This window comes from Thermoanaerobacterium butyriciformans (genome assembly GCF_017874545.1).
Classification (GTDB): Bacteria; Bacillota; Thermoanaerobacteria; order Thermoanaerobacterales; family Thermoanaerobacteraceae; genus Thermoanaerobacterium; species Thermoanaerobacterium butyriciformans.
In genome coordinates this window covers 60778-78261 of sequence record NZ_JAGGLT010000013.1, presented here as the reverse complement: position 1 = coordinate 78261, position 17484 = coordinate 60778, and the positions used below count along the sequence as shown (strand labels likewise).

The following is a 17484-nucleotide window of genomic DNA, read 5'->3' as shown; positions in this document are numbered from 1 at the left end:
AAAAAAAAAAAAAAAAAAAAAAAAAAAAAAAAAAAAAAAAAAAAAAAAAAAAAAAAAAAAAAAAAAAAAAAAAAAAAAAAAAAAAAAAAAAAAAATCAGAAAATTATGATTAGTTCTTGGTAACCGTATATTGACTTTGGAAAAATTATCATATATAATAAATACAAACATTAGTTCGCAAAGGAGTAATGGAGATGAAGGATTTTGATTTACCTGATGTGTACCTTGCCATATTGCCTTCTTATATAGATGAATATGGAAATGGGACAGAACTTATAGACTTGGATGGTAATGTATCGTATATAAAGTGCAGCGTAAAAAGCTGCTTAAATAAGACGTTAAAAAAATATGCTGTAGATTTAAGTGCTATAAGAGAAAAGTATGCGAAAAGCCTTGGTATAAGAAATTCATTTCCAATTCCATTAGCTCGTGACTTTACTTTGATACAATTGAAGGTAAGGATCCCTAAGGTAGCAAAGGACACTGCTTATGGATATATATGCTATGAAAAAATAAAGAAGATAGAAGAATGTGCATCATTTAGTTTAGTATATGTAGGTGAAAGCAACATAAAAGTTTATCAAAAGAAAGCATCAATAGAAAAACACATGAGAGATGCTTCTATGATGAAGACGTTTTTTGCCAATTTAGATTCATTAAATTATGACGACAAAGCCATGTACAATCTTCCTGCAACAAAGGCAGACATAGCACTTTTATACGAAGAGATCGTTAAGATAAAGTTTAAAATTGAAAAAATGTGATATGTGCTTCAAATATAGCTAAAAATAATATACAATGTTAATAGAATAAGGCAAAGTAGGGATAAGAATGGTTGAAATAGTAGGTACAGTTGAGGAGATAATATTTAAAAACGAGGAGAATGGATATGCTGTATTAGAGCTTAATTCTAAATCAGATTCCATTACCGTCGTGGGCTATATGCCTTTTGTTGGAATCGGTGAGACTTTAAAGATTAAAGGAGAATGGATGACACATCCTGATTATGGGGAACAGGTAAAAGTATCGAAGTATGAAATGATAGCACCATCAACATTGTACGGCATGGAGAGATTTCTTTCCTCGGGACTTATAAGAGGTATAGGACCTGTTATGGCAAAGAAGATTGTCTCAAAATTTGGACTCGATTCACTTAGTATAATAGAGACACATCCTGAGAAGTTAATGGAAATACCGGGTATAGGCGAAGAAAGAGTCAAGATGATAACTGAGTCTTATGAAAAGCAAAAAGGTTTAAGAGATGTGATGGTGTTTTTGCAAGGGTATGGCATATCTACCACAAATGCTATAAAAATTTACAAGCAGTATGGCGATGATTCAATAAATCTTATAAAGCAAAACCCGTACAGGCTATCTGATGAGATATTTGGAATTGGATTTAGGACTGCCGATAAAATCGCTTTTGCAATGGGTGTTGATGCACATTCAAGCTACAGAATTTCATCAGGGACGAAATACGTTTTAATGCAGTACGCTGCAAATGGACATACATATGTACCTCTTGATTTATTATCAAAAGAAACGGCTAAACTCCTTGATGTATCTGAAGAAGAAGTGAATGATTCTCTTGTGCTTTTGGCCCAGAGCGGCAAGGCAATGTTTGAGACATTTGAGGATGGATCTCACGGTGTTTATTATATGCCATATTATACGGCAGAAAACAATACAGCAAATAAGATAATGAATATGACATTGACAGATGTGAAGCCTGGTGACATCGATATAAAAAACGAAATATCGAAGATAGAAGCTGATATGGGTATTAAGCTTGCAGATAATCAGAGGCTTGCAGTCGAAGAGTCTGTAAAAAATTCAATTCTTGTAATAACTGGAGGACCTGGCACAGGAAAAACCACGATAATAAATTTCATAATAAAGCTATTTATGAAATTTGGAAAATCAGTTGCTTTGGCTGCTCCAACGGGGAGAGCAGCCAAAAGAATGACTGAGGCTACAGGCTTTGAAGCAAAGACAATACACCGCCTCCTTGAATATTCTTACACGGAAGAAGAGGGCAGGGGATTTGCAAAAGACGATAAAAACCCATTATCTGAGGATGTCATAATAATTGATGAAGCATCTATGATAGACATATTGTTGATGAATGCGCTGCTTAAGGCGATTCCCTTAAGCTCTAGATTGATACTTGTTGGAGACGTTGACCAGCTGCCATCTGTAGGAGCCGGCAATGTCTTGAGGGATATAATAGATAGCGGTTTAGTTAAGGTAATAAGGCTTAATAAAATATACAGGCAGGGTAAAGAAAGTCTAATTGTAGTAAATGCGCATAAAATAAACAATGGTGAATATCCCATATTAAATGATAGAGAAAATGATTTTTTCTTTATAAATGCTGCTACACAAGAAGAAATATTGAAGATAATATTGGATCTCAACAAAAGAAGGCTGCCGGAGGCCTACGGCTTTAATCCTTTTTCAGATATACAGGTTTTAAGTCCCATGAGAAAAGGCTTAATCGGTATGATAAATCTCAACAACGAGCTGCAAAAATGTCTCAATCCACCAAAAAAAGGATTGAATGAAAGGCAAATGAAGGATTTTACCTTCAGAGTCGGGGACAAAGTCATGCAAATAAAAAACAACTACAAGATGAAGTGGACAAAAGGTGATGAAAAAGGCGAAGGCGTTTTTAATGGCGATATGGGAACCATTGAATCTATAGATAATGATGCACAAGAACTTACCGTTTTATTTGATGATGATAAGCGGGCTACTTATGATTTTGCAGATATTGATGAATTAAGCCTTTCCTATTGTGTAACTGTTCATAAGAGTCAAGGCAGCGAATTTCCGGCTGTAATCATGCCAATGAGCTATGGCCCACCAATGCTTTTAACAAGGAATCTTTTGTATACAGCTGTGACAAGGGCAAAAAAACTTGTTGTTATTGTGGGACAAGAAAAATATTTAAAAAATATGATAGATAATAATCTCATATCAAAGAGATACTCCGGACTTTTGCCAAAGCTTAAAAAGGCGCTTAGGTTCATGATAGAGAATTAAATGTTAAATACATGCAGTATTTCTATTTATAGATAAAATTTTTCATGAAAGTTAAATAAATTTCAAAATATGTCGATATAGAAATTAAACAGATGGACGGAAGGATGCACTATGATATTTCTCGATCTGTTATTTCCACCAAAGACAAATTGCATACTGTGCGGCAAGATGATAAAAGAAGGAAATATATGCGACGACTGTGAAGGCAAGTTGCCATTTATAAGTGGCAATACGTGCATCGTATGTGGAAAACCAATTGATACAGGCGAGAAATGTCCTGACTGTATGGAGCATGAACATATTTTTAGCCGCAGCATAAGTGCTTTTGAATATGATGAAACTATGAAATCTTTGATAGCCAGGTTTAAATATTACAAAGAGAGAAATTTAGCTGAGTTTTTTGCAGAGTATATGTACAAATACATTAAAGATGCTGATATAAAATTTGATGTAATTGTACCTGTACCGCTTCATCGAGCGAGGTTAGATCAGCGAGGCTATAACCAAGCTGAGCTTCTGGCAAGAGAGCTATCGTATAGATTTGACATAATCATGTCGAAGCCTTTAAGGCGTATCAGAAATACAAAGTCCCAGACTGAGTTTAGCAGAGAAGAGCGGACGAAGAACTTAAAAGGTGCCTTCAAAGTAGTATATGAAGATATGATTAAGAATAAGACTATACTGCTTGTTGATGATGTCTTAACAACTGGCTCCACAATTGATGAATGTGCAAAAGTCTTAAAAGAAAGCGGTGCAAAAGATGTTTTTGCAGCGACAATTGCTACAGGAAGGAATGTGTGAGGTTCTATGAATATAAGGAATTGTAAAAGGTGTGGAAAACTGTACAACTATACTGGATTTGACTTGTGCCCTGAATGCTTTAACAAAGATGAAGAAGATTTTGTCAAGATAAGGGATTACATTGAAAAAAATCCACAGGCTACAATGGCAGAAGTATCGGCGGCAACAGAAGTTGAAGTTAAAAAGATTTTGGATTTTTTAAGGGAAGGAAGGCTGATATTGGGTTCTAAAAATACCAATATTACATTGACTTGTGAGAGATGCGGCAAACAAATTTTATCGGGCAGGTATTGCGAATCATGCTCGAAAGCGCTTGAAAAAACGCTTAGAAGTTCATTAAACGATGGAATTACAGAAAAAGATTCGAGATATGAAAAGCTATATATAAGAGACAATCAAAAGAAAAATTATTAAAAGAATTTTTATTTAGCCGATATAATATTGGGAAGGTGGGAAAGAATGAAAATTTACAACAATATAAATATTAATAATATTTACGATATGTATAAATCAGCAAGTTCAAAGGCTGTAGATGCAAAAAAGACAAATAATATTGATAAAGTAGAGATATCAAGTAATGCGTCAAAGATAAATAAAAGTTTTGCAGAATATGAACAGATTAGAGAGAAAAAAGTGCAGGATATAAAGGAAAAAGTTGATAGCGGGACATATTATGTAAAATCAGATGAAGTTGCTGAGTCTATACTGAAAGGGGCCTTCCTTGATAAAAAAATATAAAGGTGGTATAGATTATGCCGGATATAAATGATCTGATAGATGTATTAAATGGGGAAATGCTCTTATATAAAGACTTGCTTGATATATCTTCAAAAAAGACTGATGTAATAATACACGGGAAAATACAAGAACTTGATAATATGACAAAAGTAGAGGGAAGCATAATATGTAGGCTCTCAAAGCTGGAGGAAGAAAGAGAAGAAATTTTACAACAATATGATAATACCGGTGAAATGACTATTAGCAAATTATGTAAGCTGCTGCCGGCGGATGATGCTTTTAGATTAAGAAAAATTCAGCTGGAGTTTGAAAACATACTTAAAGCCCTTAATGATAGAAATGAACTTAATAAATCACTTTTACAGCAATCTATTGAATATGTCAATTACTCAATTGGTCTTATATCAAGCAATTTAGTACAAGACAACGGGATTTATGGCGACAATGGATCTATAAAGCAATATAGCAGCATAATTGACAGAAAAGCTTAAAATATTAATATTGCAATGAAAGGAATGAGAGCGCATTGTCCACTTTTCAAGGATTAGAGATAGCCAAGACAGGCCTATTTGCAAGTCAGCAGGCACTGAACTTGACTGGGCACAACATATCGAATGCAAATACACCGGGTTACACGAGGCAAGTGATAGACTTATCTGCCATTGCGCCACCAACAACTTATGGTATGGCCGATCAATGGGGTAAAGCCATAGGAGGTGGCGTAAATGTTGATGGTTACCGTCAAATAAGAGATCAGTACCTTGATCAACAGTACAGAAGAGAAAATACCACACTTGGCGAGTGGGAGACTAAATCAGATACTTTATCAGCGATAGAGGGCATATTGAATGAGCCGTCTGATACAGGAATTACTACTGTCATAGATAATTTCTTCAATTCGCTTCAAGAACTATCAAAAAACCCTGAAAGCCTTGAGGTAAGAGCAGAAGTCAGGGAAAATGGCGTGGCTTTGACAGATACTATAAATTCAGTATACCAGCATCTTGATGACAAAGAAAATGAACTAAACAGTACGATAGAGAGCCGCGTGCAGGAAATTAATTCTTATGCTGATAGAATATCAAAGCTTAACAATGAGATATACCGTTTTGAACTTACGGGGCAAACTGCCAATGACCTGAGAGATCAGAGGAATTTGCTGGTAGATAAGCTTTCAGAGATAGTCAATATAACTACTTATGAGGATTCAAATAAAAACTTCAGGATAGATATAAGCGGACAGGCTCTTGTTGATGGCAATAATGCTTATACGATGAGCGTAGACAATACAGGAACAGTAAAGTGGGATCTTGCAGGTACGCCTGTAAATCCAACGGGAGGTATATTAAAAGGGCTTCTTGACATGAGGGACGGCGATGGAACAAACGGTGTAAAAGGCATACCGTATTATAAAGAGCAGTTGAATAAGCTTGCATATAATATTGCGACGGTTTTTAATGCACAGCATGCTGCAGGATATGGACTTGACGGCAGTACTGGTGTTAATTTCTTTAATATAACAGATTCTACGTATGATCCGACGGCAGAGTATGCAAAAAATATTAAAGTCTCGTCAGACATACTTGCAGATGATGGACTTCAAAAGATCGCTGCAGCATCTGATCCCAATTCATTACCTGGAGATAATTCAAACGTCTTAAAACTTATAGCCCTTAGAGATACAAAAATTAGCGGATTAAACGGTGGAACGTTTGACGATTTTGTAAGCTCATTAATATCAAATCTAGGAGTTGATGCGCAGCAAGCCAATATGATGCAGACAAATCAAAGCGCTATGGTGAAACAGGTGGACTATAACAGGCAGTCAGTTTCTGGTGTATCTCTCGATGAAGAGATGACGAATATGCTTAAGTATCAGAAGTCGTATGAAGCGTCAGCAAGGATGATTACAGTTATGGATCAGCTTCTAGATACGCTAATCAATAAAATGGGTGTAACGTAAAAAGGCAGGTGTAGATTATGCGTGTTACAAATAATATGCTTGTTATGAATTTTATGAGTGATTACAACAGCAATCTTGAGAGATTGCAAAGAGATCAAAATATGCTATCCACAGGCAAAAAAGTAAGCAAGCCATCAGATGATCCTGTCGCAGTTGCAAATATTTTAAAGATAAAGACGGAGATTGCTAGAAATGATGCATATACAAAGAATACAGATGATGCGAAGTCGTGGCTTAGCTTAACTGATACAGCTTTGGGACAAATAGGAGATTTGCTGCAAAGTGCCAGAGACTTAGCTGTACAAGGATCAAACGGCACGCTTACTCAAAGCGACATGCAGAGCATTGCGGCACAAGTGGATCAGATTAAACAGCAGCTAATTCAGGTAGGCAATACACAGTACAACGGCAGGTACATATTTGCAGGATATAAGACTGATACTAAGCCATTTAGCGACAGCAGCAATGGCTACGCAGGCGATGATGGTGTGATACAGTTTGAGATAGGCGCAGGAGGTAATACTCTTCAAGTAAATGTGACAGGCGATAAAGTGTTTGATGTAACTTCCGGCACATCTAAGCTTCTCAATGTCATGGATAATCTGTCAAATGCATTGAAATCAGGTGATAATCAGACTGTCAGCAATATAATTGGTGATATAGACAATCAGTTGCAAAATGTTCTTGCGATCAGAGCGGATGCAGGTGCAAAGGCAAATAGAATTGATTTAACTGCAAATAGGCTTAGTGATGACAACTACAACTTCACAGCATTGCTGTCAAAAAACCAAGATGCAGACATAGCACAGGTTATCACAAACCTCAAGATGGATGAGAATGTCTATAGAGCGTCACTTGCGTCTGGAGCCATGATCATTCAACCATCACTAGTAGATTTCCTGAGGTAAAGGAATGGTACTATGGATATAGCAATACATCAAACATTCGGCAGGATAGGTATAGATACTACTCCTGCCGAAATTAATATACACAATCAAAATGCAGACCTCAATATACATCAGGAGATGCCTAAGATAGAGATTGATCAGAAGCTGCCACAGGTGCACATAGATCAATATCAATGCTTTTATGAGTCTGGTCTAAAAAACATATTTGACCTTATACACGACGAGGCAGAAAGAAGCTATCAAGTAGGGCTTGAAGCAATAGCTAAAATAGTCGACGATGGCAATGCATTGGCATCAATAGAGAACCATCAAAATGTCATACCTGAGTTAGCATCTCAGGCAGGTGTAGAGGATATCGACTTTAATGTAGACCTTATGCCGAAATCGAGGCCAAAGATATGGTTTGACGGTTATCTCAATATAAATTGGCAGGAGGGTAAGGCGTATATAGATGCAGTGCCTAAAAAGCCGGAGATAGAAGCAACAAGGGCAAATATAAATATATACATGCTGCAGTATCCGTCTATAAAAATCGACTACATAGGGCAGAATGTGGATGCAATAGTTTGAATTCGAAAGAGAGGCATGAGCTATGGATATAGTGACAAGAAATTTTGGTGTTGTCAGCTACAATGAGGAAGATGTACTTCACTTTGATGAAGGTATACCAGGCTTCGAGGGACTTAAAAGCTTCATTCTTCTAAGCTCTGAAGAATTTACCCCATTTAAGTGGCTTCAGTCCCTCGATGATACGGATATAGCATTTGTGATAATCGATCCAAAAGCTATAATAAAAGATTATAATGTTGAATTAGACGAAGAGACGGTAAAATTGTTGGATATAAAGAACTTAAATCACATTCTCGTTTTTGCCATCGTTGTAATACCTGATGAAATTGAAAAGATGACTGCCAACCTAAAAGCCCCTATAATCATAAATGCAGAAAACAATAAAGGGATGCAGATACTTCTCGACAACGATGAGTACATGATAAAACATCCTATACTTAAGGAGCTAAAAAATGCTGATACTAACCCGTAAAATAGGGCAATCTCTGATTATAGGGGATAACATTGAGATAAAGGTTGTAAGCATCGATGGCGAAAATATAAAGATAGGCATATCTGCTCCAAAGAATGTATCAGTAGTGAGAAAAGAGCTTTTAGAAGTAAAAGATGAGAACAAGAAAGCAGCACTTATAGATAAATCATCACTTGAAAAATTAGAAAAACTTATAAAAAAAGACTAAACTAAAAAAAAATAAAATCGATATATATAGTGTAAAACAAATGATAAACAGTTGGCCAACTGTGGGAAATCTTATGGTGGATATGGCATGGATGCCAAATAAAAATTCAAGGAGGAAGAAAATATGGTAATCAACACAAACTTAAGTGCTATAAACGCATGGAGAGCACTTGAGACAAACAACACAAATACACAAAAAGCATTGCAAAAGCTTTCATCAGGTTACAGGATTAATAGTGCAGCAGATGATGCAGCAGGTCTAGCAATATCTGAAAAGATGAAAGCACAGATAGCAGGATTGGATCAAGCTCAAAGAAACGCACAAGACGGTATTTCACTCATACAGACAGCAGAAGGTGCATTAAATGAGACAACATCGATTCTCCAAAGGATGAGAGAATTAGTAGTTCAGGCATCAAATGATACAAATACGAATCAAGATAAAGCTAATATTCAAAAGGAAATTGAACAGCTTAAACAAGAAATCAATAGAATAGCTACTACGACACAATTTAATCAAAAAAATCTCTTAGATGGTACTGCCAATGTTACGTTGCAAATTGGAGCTAATGACAGTCAGACTATTTCTGTTTCTATTGGTAAAATGAGTGCGTCGGCCTTAAAAGATACGGCAACTGGTGCCATGAGCATAGCTTCTATATTTGTTGGTTCAGCAGGTGCTAGTATTACAGCAGCAAGTATTTCAAAACAAATTGATGTTATAGATAAAGCTATAAATCAAGTTTCTGCTCAGAGAGCTGATTTAGGTGCTCTTCAGAATAGACTTGAACACACAATAAATAATCTTGGCACAGCATCGGAAAATCTGACGGCTGCAAATTCTCGTATAAGAGATGTAGATATGGCTCAAGAAATGATGGAATTCACAAAAGACAACATATTAAACCAAGCAGCTACAGCAATGCTTGAGGGAATAGCTGCATAAGCTGTTTTCCACAGGCGTCCTGAAGAGTAATTTTCAGGATTACCACCGGGTGAATTGCTGGAAAACCCTTAGAGCCTTATACCCTACAACATAATCCGAAAGGATAGATGTGATAGGTTAAAAAGTATAAGGATTGGGCAATCAGCAGCCAAGCCCCTGTACCGAAAGGTTGGGGAAGGTTCAACGATCAGGACATACCACCTAAAAGAAAAACTCAAGGTGATGAAGTCCGTAGGGATAAATCCCGAAGTGCCCGGCTCCTATTTGATATAGGATGAAGATATGATCTATTCGATATCGAAAGATATCGGCCTGGAAGAGCTCAGGCAAATCAACAACCACAGACAGTATTACAATTACTAAGATAACAATAAAGGGAGGCAAAGCCTCCCTTAAATCATATTCTTAGAATTTAGATCTCTTATTTTCCATACGATGCCCCAATTATTAATAATTTTCTAGCCAAATTATAGTGATATTATTCAATAAATATGTAAAATTTTCGATAATATATAATGGGTAGAAATGGGGGATTATTGTGGCAGTAAAATATATAGATTCGTTTATATATGCCATAGAGGAAGAAATAAAGGCTATGAAAAGAGAAAATGAAGCAAGTGTGATAAAAATATATGATGGCAAATATATTCGTAACGATGAATCAAACAATATTTATAAATTTTCTTTTGAAAATGAGTTTTACGATATTGAGGAAATAAAAGCTAAGATAACTGTAAACGGTGAGGTTTATTCAGCAGAAATCTTGTCTGTGATAGATTCTAAAGTAGAAATAAGCATACCTGAGTTTTTGGGTCACAATATAAAAGAAGCAATACTTGATTTTAGGTTATGGTATTTGCTAGAAATTTTAAAAAAAAGATATCAAAATTGCGATGAAAGTACAATTAATTGCGATTTTATATTAAGCAATATGATATTTGATGGAAATATTCCTCAAAAAATTTATACAGATGAAGTAAAATTTTCAAAGAGTGGTTTAAATGATGCGCAGATAAAAGCAGTTAAAAAATCATTGTCAGAGCAATTCAATATAATATGGGGACCACCAGGAACTGGTAAAACAAAGACATTGGCAAAAATAATAGAAGAACATTTAAAATTGGGTAGAAGAGTATTGTTGATATCTCATTCAAACAATGCTGTTGATGAAGCTATGAAAAATGTTATGAAAAATCTTAAAAAACTTAAAATATATAACCAAGGGAAAATATTGAGATATGGTTATCCACAAAATGGATTTTATGATTATTATAGTGAAAACTATCAAAACATTTTGATTGAGAATATATTGAAATCAAAATGCGGCTTATTATTATCAAGTAAAGAACTTTATAAAAATAATATTTCAACACTTATTATTGAAAAAGAGAAAATAAATAAGATAATATTAGATTATGAAAAAATTTCTATGGAATTGGAAGATGACAGCAATAAAATTGAATTAAGCTTAAGTGTGCTAAAAACACATCTTAATGAATGCAAAAATCGTAATTCCGATGAAGACATAGAAAAATTAATAGATACAATTGAAAAAAAAGAATTAGAAAATATAGAATTAAACAAAAGAATTAAAGAATCTAAATCAAAATTAAAACAAATTAAATTGTTAAAAGATAGACTTAAAGAGATTGATAGGCAAATATATGATATTAATGAGAAAATAAGCAAAATAGACAATGAAATCATAGAAAAAAGAAAAGAGATAATTGCTGAAGCTAAATTAATCGCTACTACTGTTACAAAGACATTTTGTGATGATAAATTGGCTAAAGAAAAATTTGATGTTTTAATTATTGATGAAGTTAGCATGGTTCAGCTGCCACATTTATATTGGGTTTTCAGCAGATGTAAACTTTATGGATTTATTACACTGGCAGGAGATTTTTTGCAACTTCCACCTATATGCATTACTGATAATCAATTTGCCAAAGAAATAATTGGCAAAAATATTTTTAATATAATTGGAATTGATGAGGTAAATAAAGCAATAATTAATCCGTATGTGTGCTTACTTGATACACAATATAGGATGGTACCGGAATTATCTGCAATATCTAATAAATTTTATTACAATGGAAGATTAAAAGATGATATAAGTGTCATTTTAAGAACAAGAGATTATTCAATGCCAACTATATCAATAATAGATACATCAAATACTAATCCTAGGTGTTATAAGATAGCAAAGAAAAGTAGGTTTAATATATACAATGCATTCATTTGTATCGAAGTTGCTGAAAGAATTTTAGAAAAAAATGAAAAATTGAAAATTGGTATTATAACACCTTATGCTGCACAGGCACGTCTTATAAATAAAATAATTAGAGATAAAAAAATATCTGGTAAATTAATGGCAAGCACTGTCCATAGATTTCAAGGCGGTGAATGTGATGTTATAATATATGATTTATCTGACAGTGAAGGTGTAGACTTGTCACCATTGATAAATGATTTCAACCATAGTACAAATGCTGATTTACTGTTAAATGTGGCATTGACAAGAGCTAAAATGAATTTTTGTTTTGTCGGAAATATCGCATATTTAAAGTCCAGATTGATTCTAAATTCAAAAGTAGAAAAAGTCATCTCTTATTTGTTAGATAAAGCTAATTTGATTCAGTCAGAAGAGATTTTAGATCTACACAAAGTGAGATTAATAGCTAACAATGATTCAAAGTTAGTTGAAAATATTAAAGATGATTTTTTAGCGGCTTTTATTAATGATTTTATTAAAGTTAAAAAGCGATTTATTGTTATATGTCCTGAAGTTTTAGATGAGTTAATAAATGGATTTATCCCAAGATTTACAGATATGATACAAAACGGTATCGAAATAACTTTATATACTAGTCCGACATATAAGAAAAATAGTATAAATGACAGAAAAACAATAGATAAAATTAAAGAAATAGGTGTAATGGTAATCGAAAGAGAAAAAATAGAGATAAATCTATACATTATTGACTCTATAATTTGGGAAGGTGATGTAAATATATTCTCTGGTAAGTACGTTAAAGGCAAGATGATGAGATACGAAGGTCAATTTGTTACAGAAGAGATCATAAAAAATTTAGAATTAAATAAATCAAACGGAATTGGCGATGTAGTTGACAAAAAGTGTCCTAAGTGCGGAAGACCAATGATAATCAGAAAAGGAAAATACAGCACATTTTTAGGATGTAGTGGTTATCCATATTGTAATGGAACTGTCGGATTAAAATGATTTTTAATTTTATGAAAAAGCATATTGATGTAACATGTACTAATAAAAAAACACTATACGCCCCGCAAGTGGACGCGTCTGCCTATAACTAGATATTGTATAAATAATATTCGTATTTTATTTATAAATAACTATAGATGTATTTTAAGACCTATGAATTATTGTTCGCTTAAAATTAATAAGGATGACATTGATATTATGTTAATTGTACCTAATTAACATAAGTACATAATAATATTAGCTACATTTCAGAAGTTAATTTATATAAGTTTAAACTTTTATTCTGTCAAGCCGATAATCATTGTAGAAATGTAAAAATGTTAGGTGGGTTTATATGCTTAATGATATGATGAAAGAAACTGTAGCAGAGAGCCTTAAGTATGTGCCGAGGCTTATTGATGGTGTCGACGATGTTATAAGGTTAATAGACGAAGGCATGTATGCAGAAGCAAATTCGTTGCTTATAAGTGTTATTGACGGGCTTAATTGGTCAATACAAGCAATAACATTGACTATGCCCTTTCATGGCTTTGATTTGGATGTTGTAAAGGTGAATGAGAGTTTAAGTGCATTGATGAATGGAATTGAAAATTCAGATTATCAATTAATATCCGATTCACTGAATTATGAGATTAAGGATATATTATATGGATATATGAATCACTGCAAAAAAGGAGAGCTTAACTGATGAGTTCATTTGAAATTTCTAAAGCAAAAGATGGCAATGATACTTTGGTATATATGAATGAAAGAAAAAGGTATTTTTTGCATAGTTCATATTATCCAGACAAAGAAGCAAAAGAATGGGTTGATACTATTGAGATTAGTGATGAGTCTATATTAATTATTTATGGTATAGGATTAGGCTATCATATTAATTATCTTTTAAGTAGATTATCACCCAATAATCGGCTGATATTGGTTGAACCATCAAATGAAATATTTCAATTTGCACTAAATAATGGATACTACGATAGATTTAAAAATAGGGAGAATTTATATTTTATAAGTGAAGAATCAGAAGAAAAATTAAATGTAATACTACAGTCTTATATACCATGGGATAACTTTGAAAATGTTATATATAAGGAATTTAAGCAATATCCTAAGGTCTTTAACAAATATTATGAAATATTTAACAAATGTTTAATTGAAACGATAAATTCGATGCGAATTAACAGAAATACAGCACTTTACTTTGCTGAGCAATGGCAGTCAAATTTCATGGAGAATTTGGAATATGTTTTTAAGAGCGTACCGGTTAAATCTTTTTTTGGTGTATTTAAAAATATTCCTGCAGTAATAGTTTCTGCTGGTCCATCACTTGACAAAAACATTGAGCAATTAAAAGAGGCAAAGGGTAAATGTGTCATTATATGTGTTGGGACAGCTTTAAAAGCACTTTTGCAAAAAAATATTGAACCGGATTTTGTTGTATCAATAGATGGTGGAGAGAAGAATTTTGAGCATTTTGATGGATATAAAGTCAAATCTCCACTTGTGTACGATTTGACTTTATATCCTAAAATATTAAAAGAATATGGGGGATCATTTATCATTGCAGAGATTGCATCAACATATACGAAATTGCTTAGTGATAGATTATCGTTAGATTTTGGAAAGTTAAGTACAGGACCATCAGTTGCTAATTTATCTTTGGATTTTGCATATATGTTAGGATGCAATCCTATTGTTTTTATAGGTCAAGATTTAGCGTATTTAGATAATAGGACACATGCATCTGGAACAACTTATGAAAAGGACAGAATAAAAGAGAATTCTGACGAAAAGGAGTATATATATGTTGAAGGCAACTTTGAAGAAAAAGTTTTGACCGATCGCGTTTTGCTTTCGTTTAAGACATGGTTTGAAAATTATATATATGGGCATCCAGATAGGACATACATAAATGCGACAGAAGGTGGTGCACTTATAAAAGGAACTAAAATAATGAGATTTAAAGAAGTAATAGAGCTATTTATGAATAGAGAAATAAATGTAAAAAATAAGATAGACAGTATATTGAAAGATGGAAAGATTAAATTAGATAAAAGGCAGATAGATGATTTTGCGAAAGAATTTAGAGATACGATTAAAAAATTAGAAAAAATAAAAAATGACTGCATGCGTGCTGCAAAGCTTTCGAAAAAAATGTATAATGAATATCAGAAGGATGTTAATGCAGACGTATCTCATATAGTATCAATACTAGATAAAATAGACAAAAGATTAAAAAACTCAAAAGGCAGTTTTTTGTATATATCTTCTATATTAAACATAGTTACTACAAAAGTTTTAAAAGGGTTTAGACCTGAAAAAGATGAGACTGAAAAGCAAAAAAAGCTTAGAATTGCAATGATGTCATATACACTTTATCAAGGAATATATGAAGCGATAGAAAAGTCATTGGAAGGTTTAAAAAAAGCATTAAAAACAGTTGACGAAATCAAACGATGATTAAGTTGAAGACTTTTTAGGAGGATATGTGATGAACTTAAAAAATAAAAAAGTTTTAGTTACAGGGGCAGGAGGATTTATTGGTTCCCATTTAGCAGAAAGATTGGTGGAAATAGGTGCAAAAGTAAAAGCGTTTGTCAGGTATAATTCTAATAATAATTGGGGTTGGTTAGAAAAATCTAAGTATAAAGATGAGATCGAAATTTATAGGGGTGATATAAGAGATTATGATAGTGTTAGAGATGCTATGAAAGGAGTGGATGTTGTATTTCATCTGGCTGCGCTTATTGGAATTCCATATTCCTATGTATCACCTCTTGCCTATATAAAAACTAATATAGAAGGAACATACAATGTATTGCAATCTGCAAGAGAGCTTGATATAGAAAGAGTTATGCATACTTCAACAAGTGAAGTTTATGGAACGGCAAAATATATACCCATTGATGAATTTCATCCCTTACAGCCTCAATCGCCATATTCAGCCACGAAAATAAGTGCTGATAATATGGCTTTAAGTTTTTATAATGCATTTGATTTACCTGTAACAATCGTGAGGCCTTTTAACACATATGGTCCACGTCAATCAGCAAGAGCAGTTATTCCTACAATAATAACTCAGATATTAACTGGCAAAAAGCAAATAAAACTCGGTAAATTAAGTCCTACTAGAGATTTAAATTTTGTAAAAGATACAATTAATGGCTTTATTAAAATTGCTGAATGTGATGAGTTGATTGGGAACATTACAAATGTTGGTTCTGGACATGAAATTTCGATAGGTTCTTTAGTAGAGCTGATTTCAAAGTTAATGGATGTTGATATCGAAATAGTACAAGATGAACAAAGATTTAGACCAGACAAAAGTGAAGTTGAAAGATTAGTATGTGATAACTCTAAAATAAAGAAATATACTGATTGGATACCCGAATATCAACTTGAAGATGGGCTAAAAGAAACGATTAGATGGATTAAGGATAATATCAGCTTATATAAATCGGAGGTATATAATGTATAATATACAACTTGACTCGCCTAATTTAGGCGATAAAGAAAAAGACTATTTAGTAAAGTGCATTGAAAGTGGTTATGTATCTACTGCTGGTCCTTTCGTTCCTGAATTTGAAAGAAGATTTGCGGAATTTTTAAATGTAAATCATTGTGTCTCGGTTCAAAGTGGAACAGCAGCACTGCACATGGCACTTTATGAATTAGGCATTAAAGATGGTGATGAGGTTATAGTTCCTGCTATTACATTCGTTGCGACTGTTAATCCGATAGTTTACTGCGGAGCAACTCCTGTATTTGTTGATGTTGATAAAGACACATGGAACATAGAACCAAGAGAAATAGAAAAAGCGATTACACCTAAAACAAAAGCAATTATTCCTGTACATTTATATGGCAATCCATGTGATATGGATAAAATAATGAAGATAGCAATGGAGAACAATATTTATGTTATAGAAGATGCAACGGAAAGTCTTGGAGCTTCATATAAAGGGAGTATGACAGGAACAATAGGCCATACAGGGTGTTTTAGTTTTAATGGAAATAAAGTTATAACAACAGGTGGAGGTGGGATGATTTCTTTAAATAATGGAGAATGGGCATCGCACATAAAATTTTTAGTTAACCAGGCAAGGGATATGGCACAAGGATACTATCATACAGAGATAGGTTTTAACTATAGAATGACAAATTTAGAGGCATCTCTTGGGATTGCACAGCTTGAGCGTTTATCTGAATTTTTAAAAAAGAAACGCATGTATTTCGAAATTTACAAAGAAATTTTTAATGGGATTGAAGAAATTTCTTTGCAAAAAGAATATGAAAGTGCAGAAAGTTCTGCTTGGTTACCTTCAGTAAAAATTGATTGTAAAAAAGTAGGTATGGCTATACCTCAAATTCAAGATGAATTAAAAAGAAGGGGCATTCCAACAAGAAGAATATTTAATCCTATAGTAGATTTTCCTCCTTATAAAAAATACAAGAAAGGAAGCTATAGTAATTCTTATGAAATATATGAAAACGGCTTAAATTTACCTGGTTCAACATTAAATACTTATGAAGATATAAAATATGTTGCAAAAACTTTATTAGATATTTTAGGTATAAAAAAGAGGTGAGTAT

17 protein-coding genes are annotated in these 17484 nt (G+C 33.2%); all 17 read left to right on the top strand.

The window, feature by feature from the left end:
- The first annotated feature begins 194 nt into the window (after positions 1–194).
- The 17 genes from J2Z80_RS06975 (at position 195) to J2Z80_RS06895 (ending at position 17480) form a co-directional block, all read left to right on the top strand.
- Positions 195–764, top strand: a complete 570-nt coding sequence (locus J2Z80_RS06975; protein ID WP_209453761.1) for a hypothetical protein — start codon at positions 195–197, stop codon at positions 762–764.
- 67 nt (positions 765–831) lie between these two features.
- On the top strand, positions 832–3045 hold the full coding sequence (gene recD2 / locus J2Z80_RS06970; RefSeq protein ID WP_209453760.1) for an SF1B family DNA helicase RecD2: 2214 nt from the start codon (positions 832–834) through the stop codon (positions 3043–3045).
- Positions 3046–3156: 111 nt separating this feature from the next.
- Positions 3157–3846, top strand: coding sequence for a ComF family protein (locus J2Z80_RS06965; RefSeq protein WP_209453759.1), 690 nt, complete (start codon positions 3157–3159; stop codon positions 3844–3846).
- A 6-nt stretch (positions 3847–3852) separates the two neighbouring features.
- Complete coding sequence (locus J2Z80_RS06960; RefSeq protein ID WP_209453758.1) at positions 3853–4260, top strand: TIGR03826 family flagellar region protein; 408 nt, start codon at positions 3853–3855, stop codon at positions 4258–4260.
- 45 nt (positions 4261–4305) lie between these two features.
- Positions 4306–4584, top strand: coding sequence for a flagellar biosynthesis anti-sigma factor FlgM (gene flgM, locus J2Z80_RS06955; protein WP_209453757.1), 279 nt, complete (start codon positions 4306–4308; stop codon positions 4582–4584).
- Between the two features lie 14 nt (positions 4585–4598).
- On the top strand, positions 4599–5075 hold the full coding sequence (locus tag J2Z80_RS06950) for a flagellar protein FlgN (RefSeq protein ID WP_209453756.1): 477 nt from the start codon (positions 4599–4601) through the stop codon (positions 5073–5075).
- Positions 5076–5110: 35 nt separating this feature from the next.
- On the top strand, positions 5111–6547 hold the full coding sequence (flgK, locus tag J2Z80_RS06945; protein ID WP_209453755.1) for a flagellar hook-associated protein FlgK: 1437 nt from the start codon (positions 5111–5113) through the stop codon (positions 6545–6547).
- Positions 6548–6564: 17 nt separating this feature from the next.
- A complete protein-coding gene (gene flgL / locus J2Z80_RS06940; protein WP_209453754.1) occupies positions 6565–7455 on the top strand; it encodes a flagellar hook-associated protein FlgL in 891 nt (296 codons plus the stop codon).
- Positions 7456–7467: 12 nt separating this feature from the next.
- A complete protein-coding gene (locus tag J2Z80_RS06935; RefSeq protein ID WP_209453753.1) occupies positions 7468–8025 on the top strand; it encodes a DUF6470 family protein in 558 nt (185 codons plus the stop codon).
- 22 nt (positions 8026–8047) lie between these two features.
- Positions 8048–8497, top strand: coding sequence for a flagellar assembly protein FliW (gene fliW / locus J2Z80_RS06930; RefSeq protein ID WP_209453752.1), 450 nt, complete (start codon positions 8048–8050; stop codon positions 8495–8497).
- Complete coding sequence (gene csrA, locus J2Z80_RS06925; protein WP_209453751.1) at positions 8478–8705, top strand: carbon storage regulator CsrA; 228 nt, start codon at positions 8478–8480, stop codon at positions 8703–8705. Before fliW ends, csrA begins: the two co-directional genes overlap by 20 nt.
- Positions 8706–8828: 123 nt before the next feature.
- Entirely contained in the window at positions 8829–9650 is an 822-nt protein-coding gene (locus J2Z80_RS06920; protein WP_209453750.1) for a flagellin N-terminal helical domain-containing protein, read from the top strand.
- 538 nt (positions 9651–10188) lie between these two features.
- The gene (locus J2Z80_RS06915; protein ID WP_349292584.1) at positions 10189–12894 is read left to right on the top strand and encodes an AAA domain-containing protein; all 2706 of its coding nucleotides are present in this window, start codon (positions 10189–10191) and stop codon (positions 12892–12894) included.
- A 334-nt stretch (positions 12895–13228) separates the two neighbouring features.
- Positions 13229–13582 (top strand): DUF8042 domain-containing protein, encoded by a 354-nt coding sequence (locus J2Z80_RS06910; protein WP_209453749.1) that lies wholly within the window; start codon positions 13229–13231, stop codon positions 13580–13582.
- Positions 13582–15351 (top strand): motility associated factor glycosyltransferase family protein, encoded by a 1770-nt coding sequence (locus tag J2Z80_RS06905; RefSeq protein ID WP_209453748.1) that lies wholly within the window; start codon positions 13582–13584, stop codon positions 15349–15351. The genes J2Z80_RS06910 and J2Z80_RS06905 overlap by 1 nt, the downstream gene beginning before the upstream one ends.
- Positions 15352–15382: 31 nt before the next feature.
- Complete coding sequence (locus J2Z80_RS06900) at positions 15383–16369, top strand: NAD-dependent 4,6-dehydratase LegB (protein ID WP_209453747.1); 987 nt, start codon at positions 15383–15385, stop codon at positions 16367–16369.
- Positions 16362–17480, top strand: a complete 1119-nt coding sequence (locus tag J2Z80_RS06895) for a LegC family aminotransferase (protein ID WP_209453746.1) — start codon at positions 16362–16364, stop codon at positions 17478–17480. The genes J2Z80_RS06900 and J2Z80_RS06895 overlap by 8 nt, the downstream gene beginning before the upstream one ends.
- Positions 17481–17484: the final 4 nt, after the last annotated feature.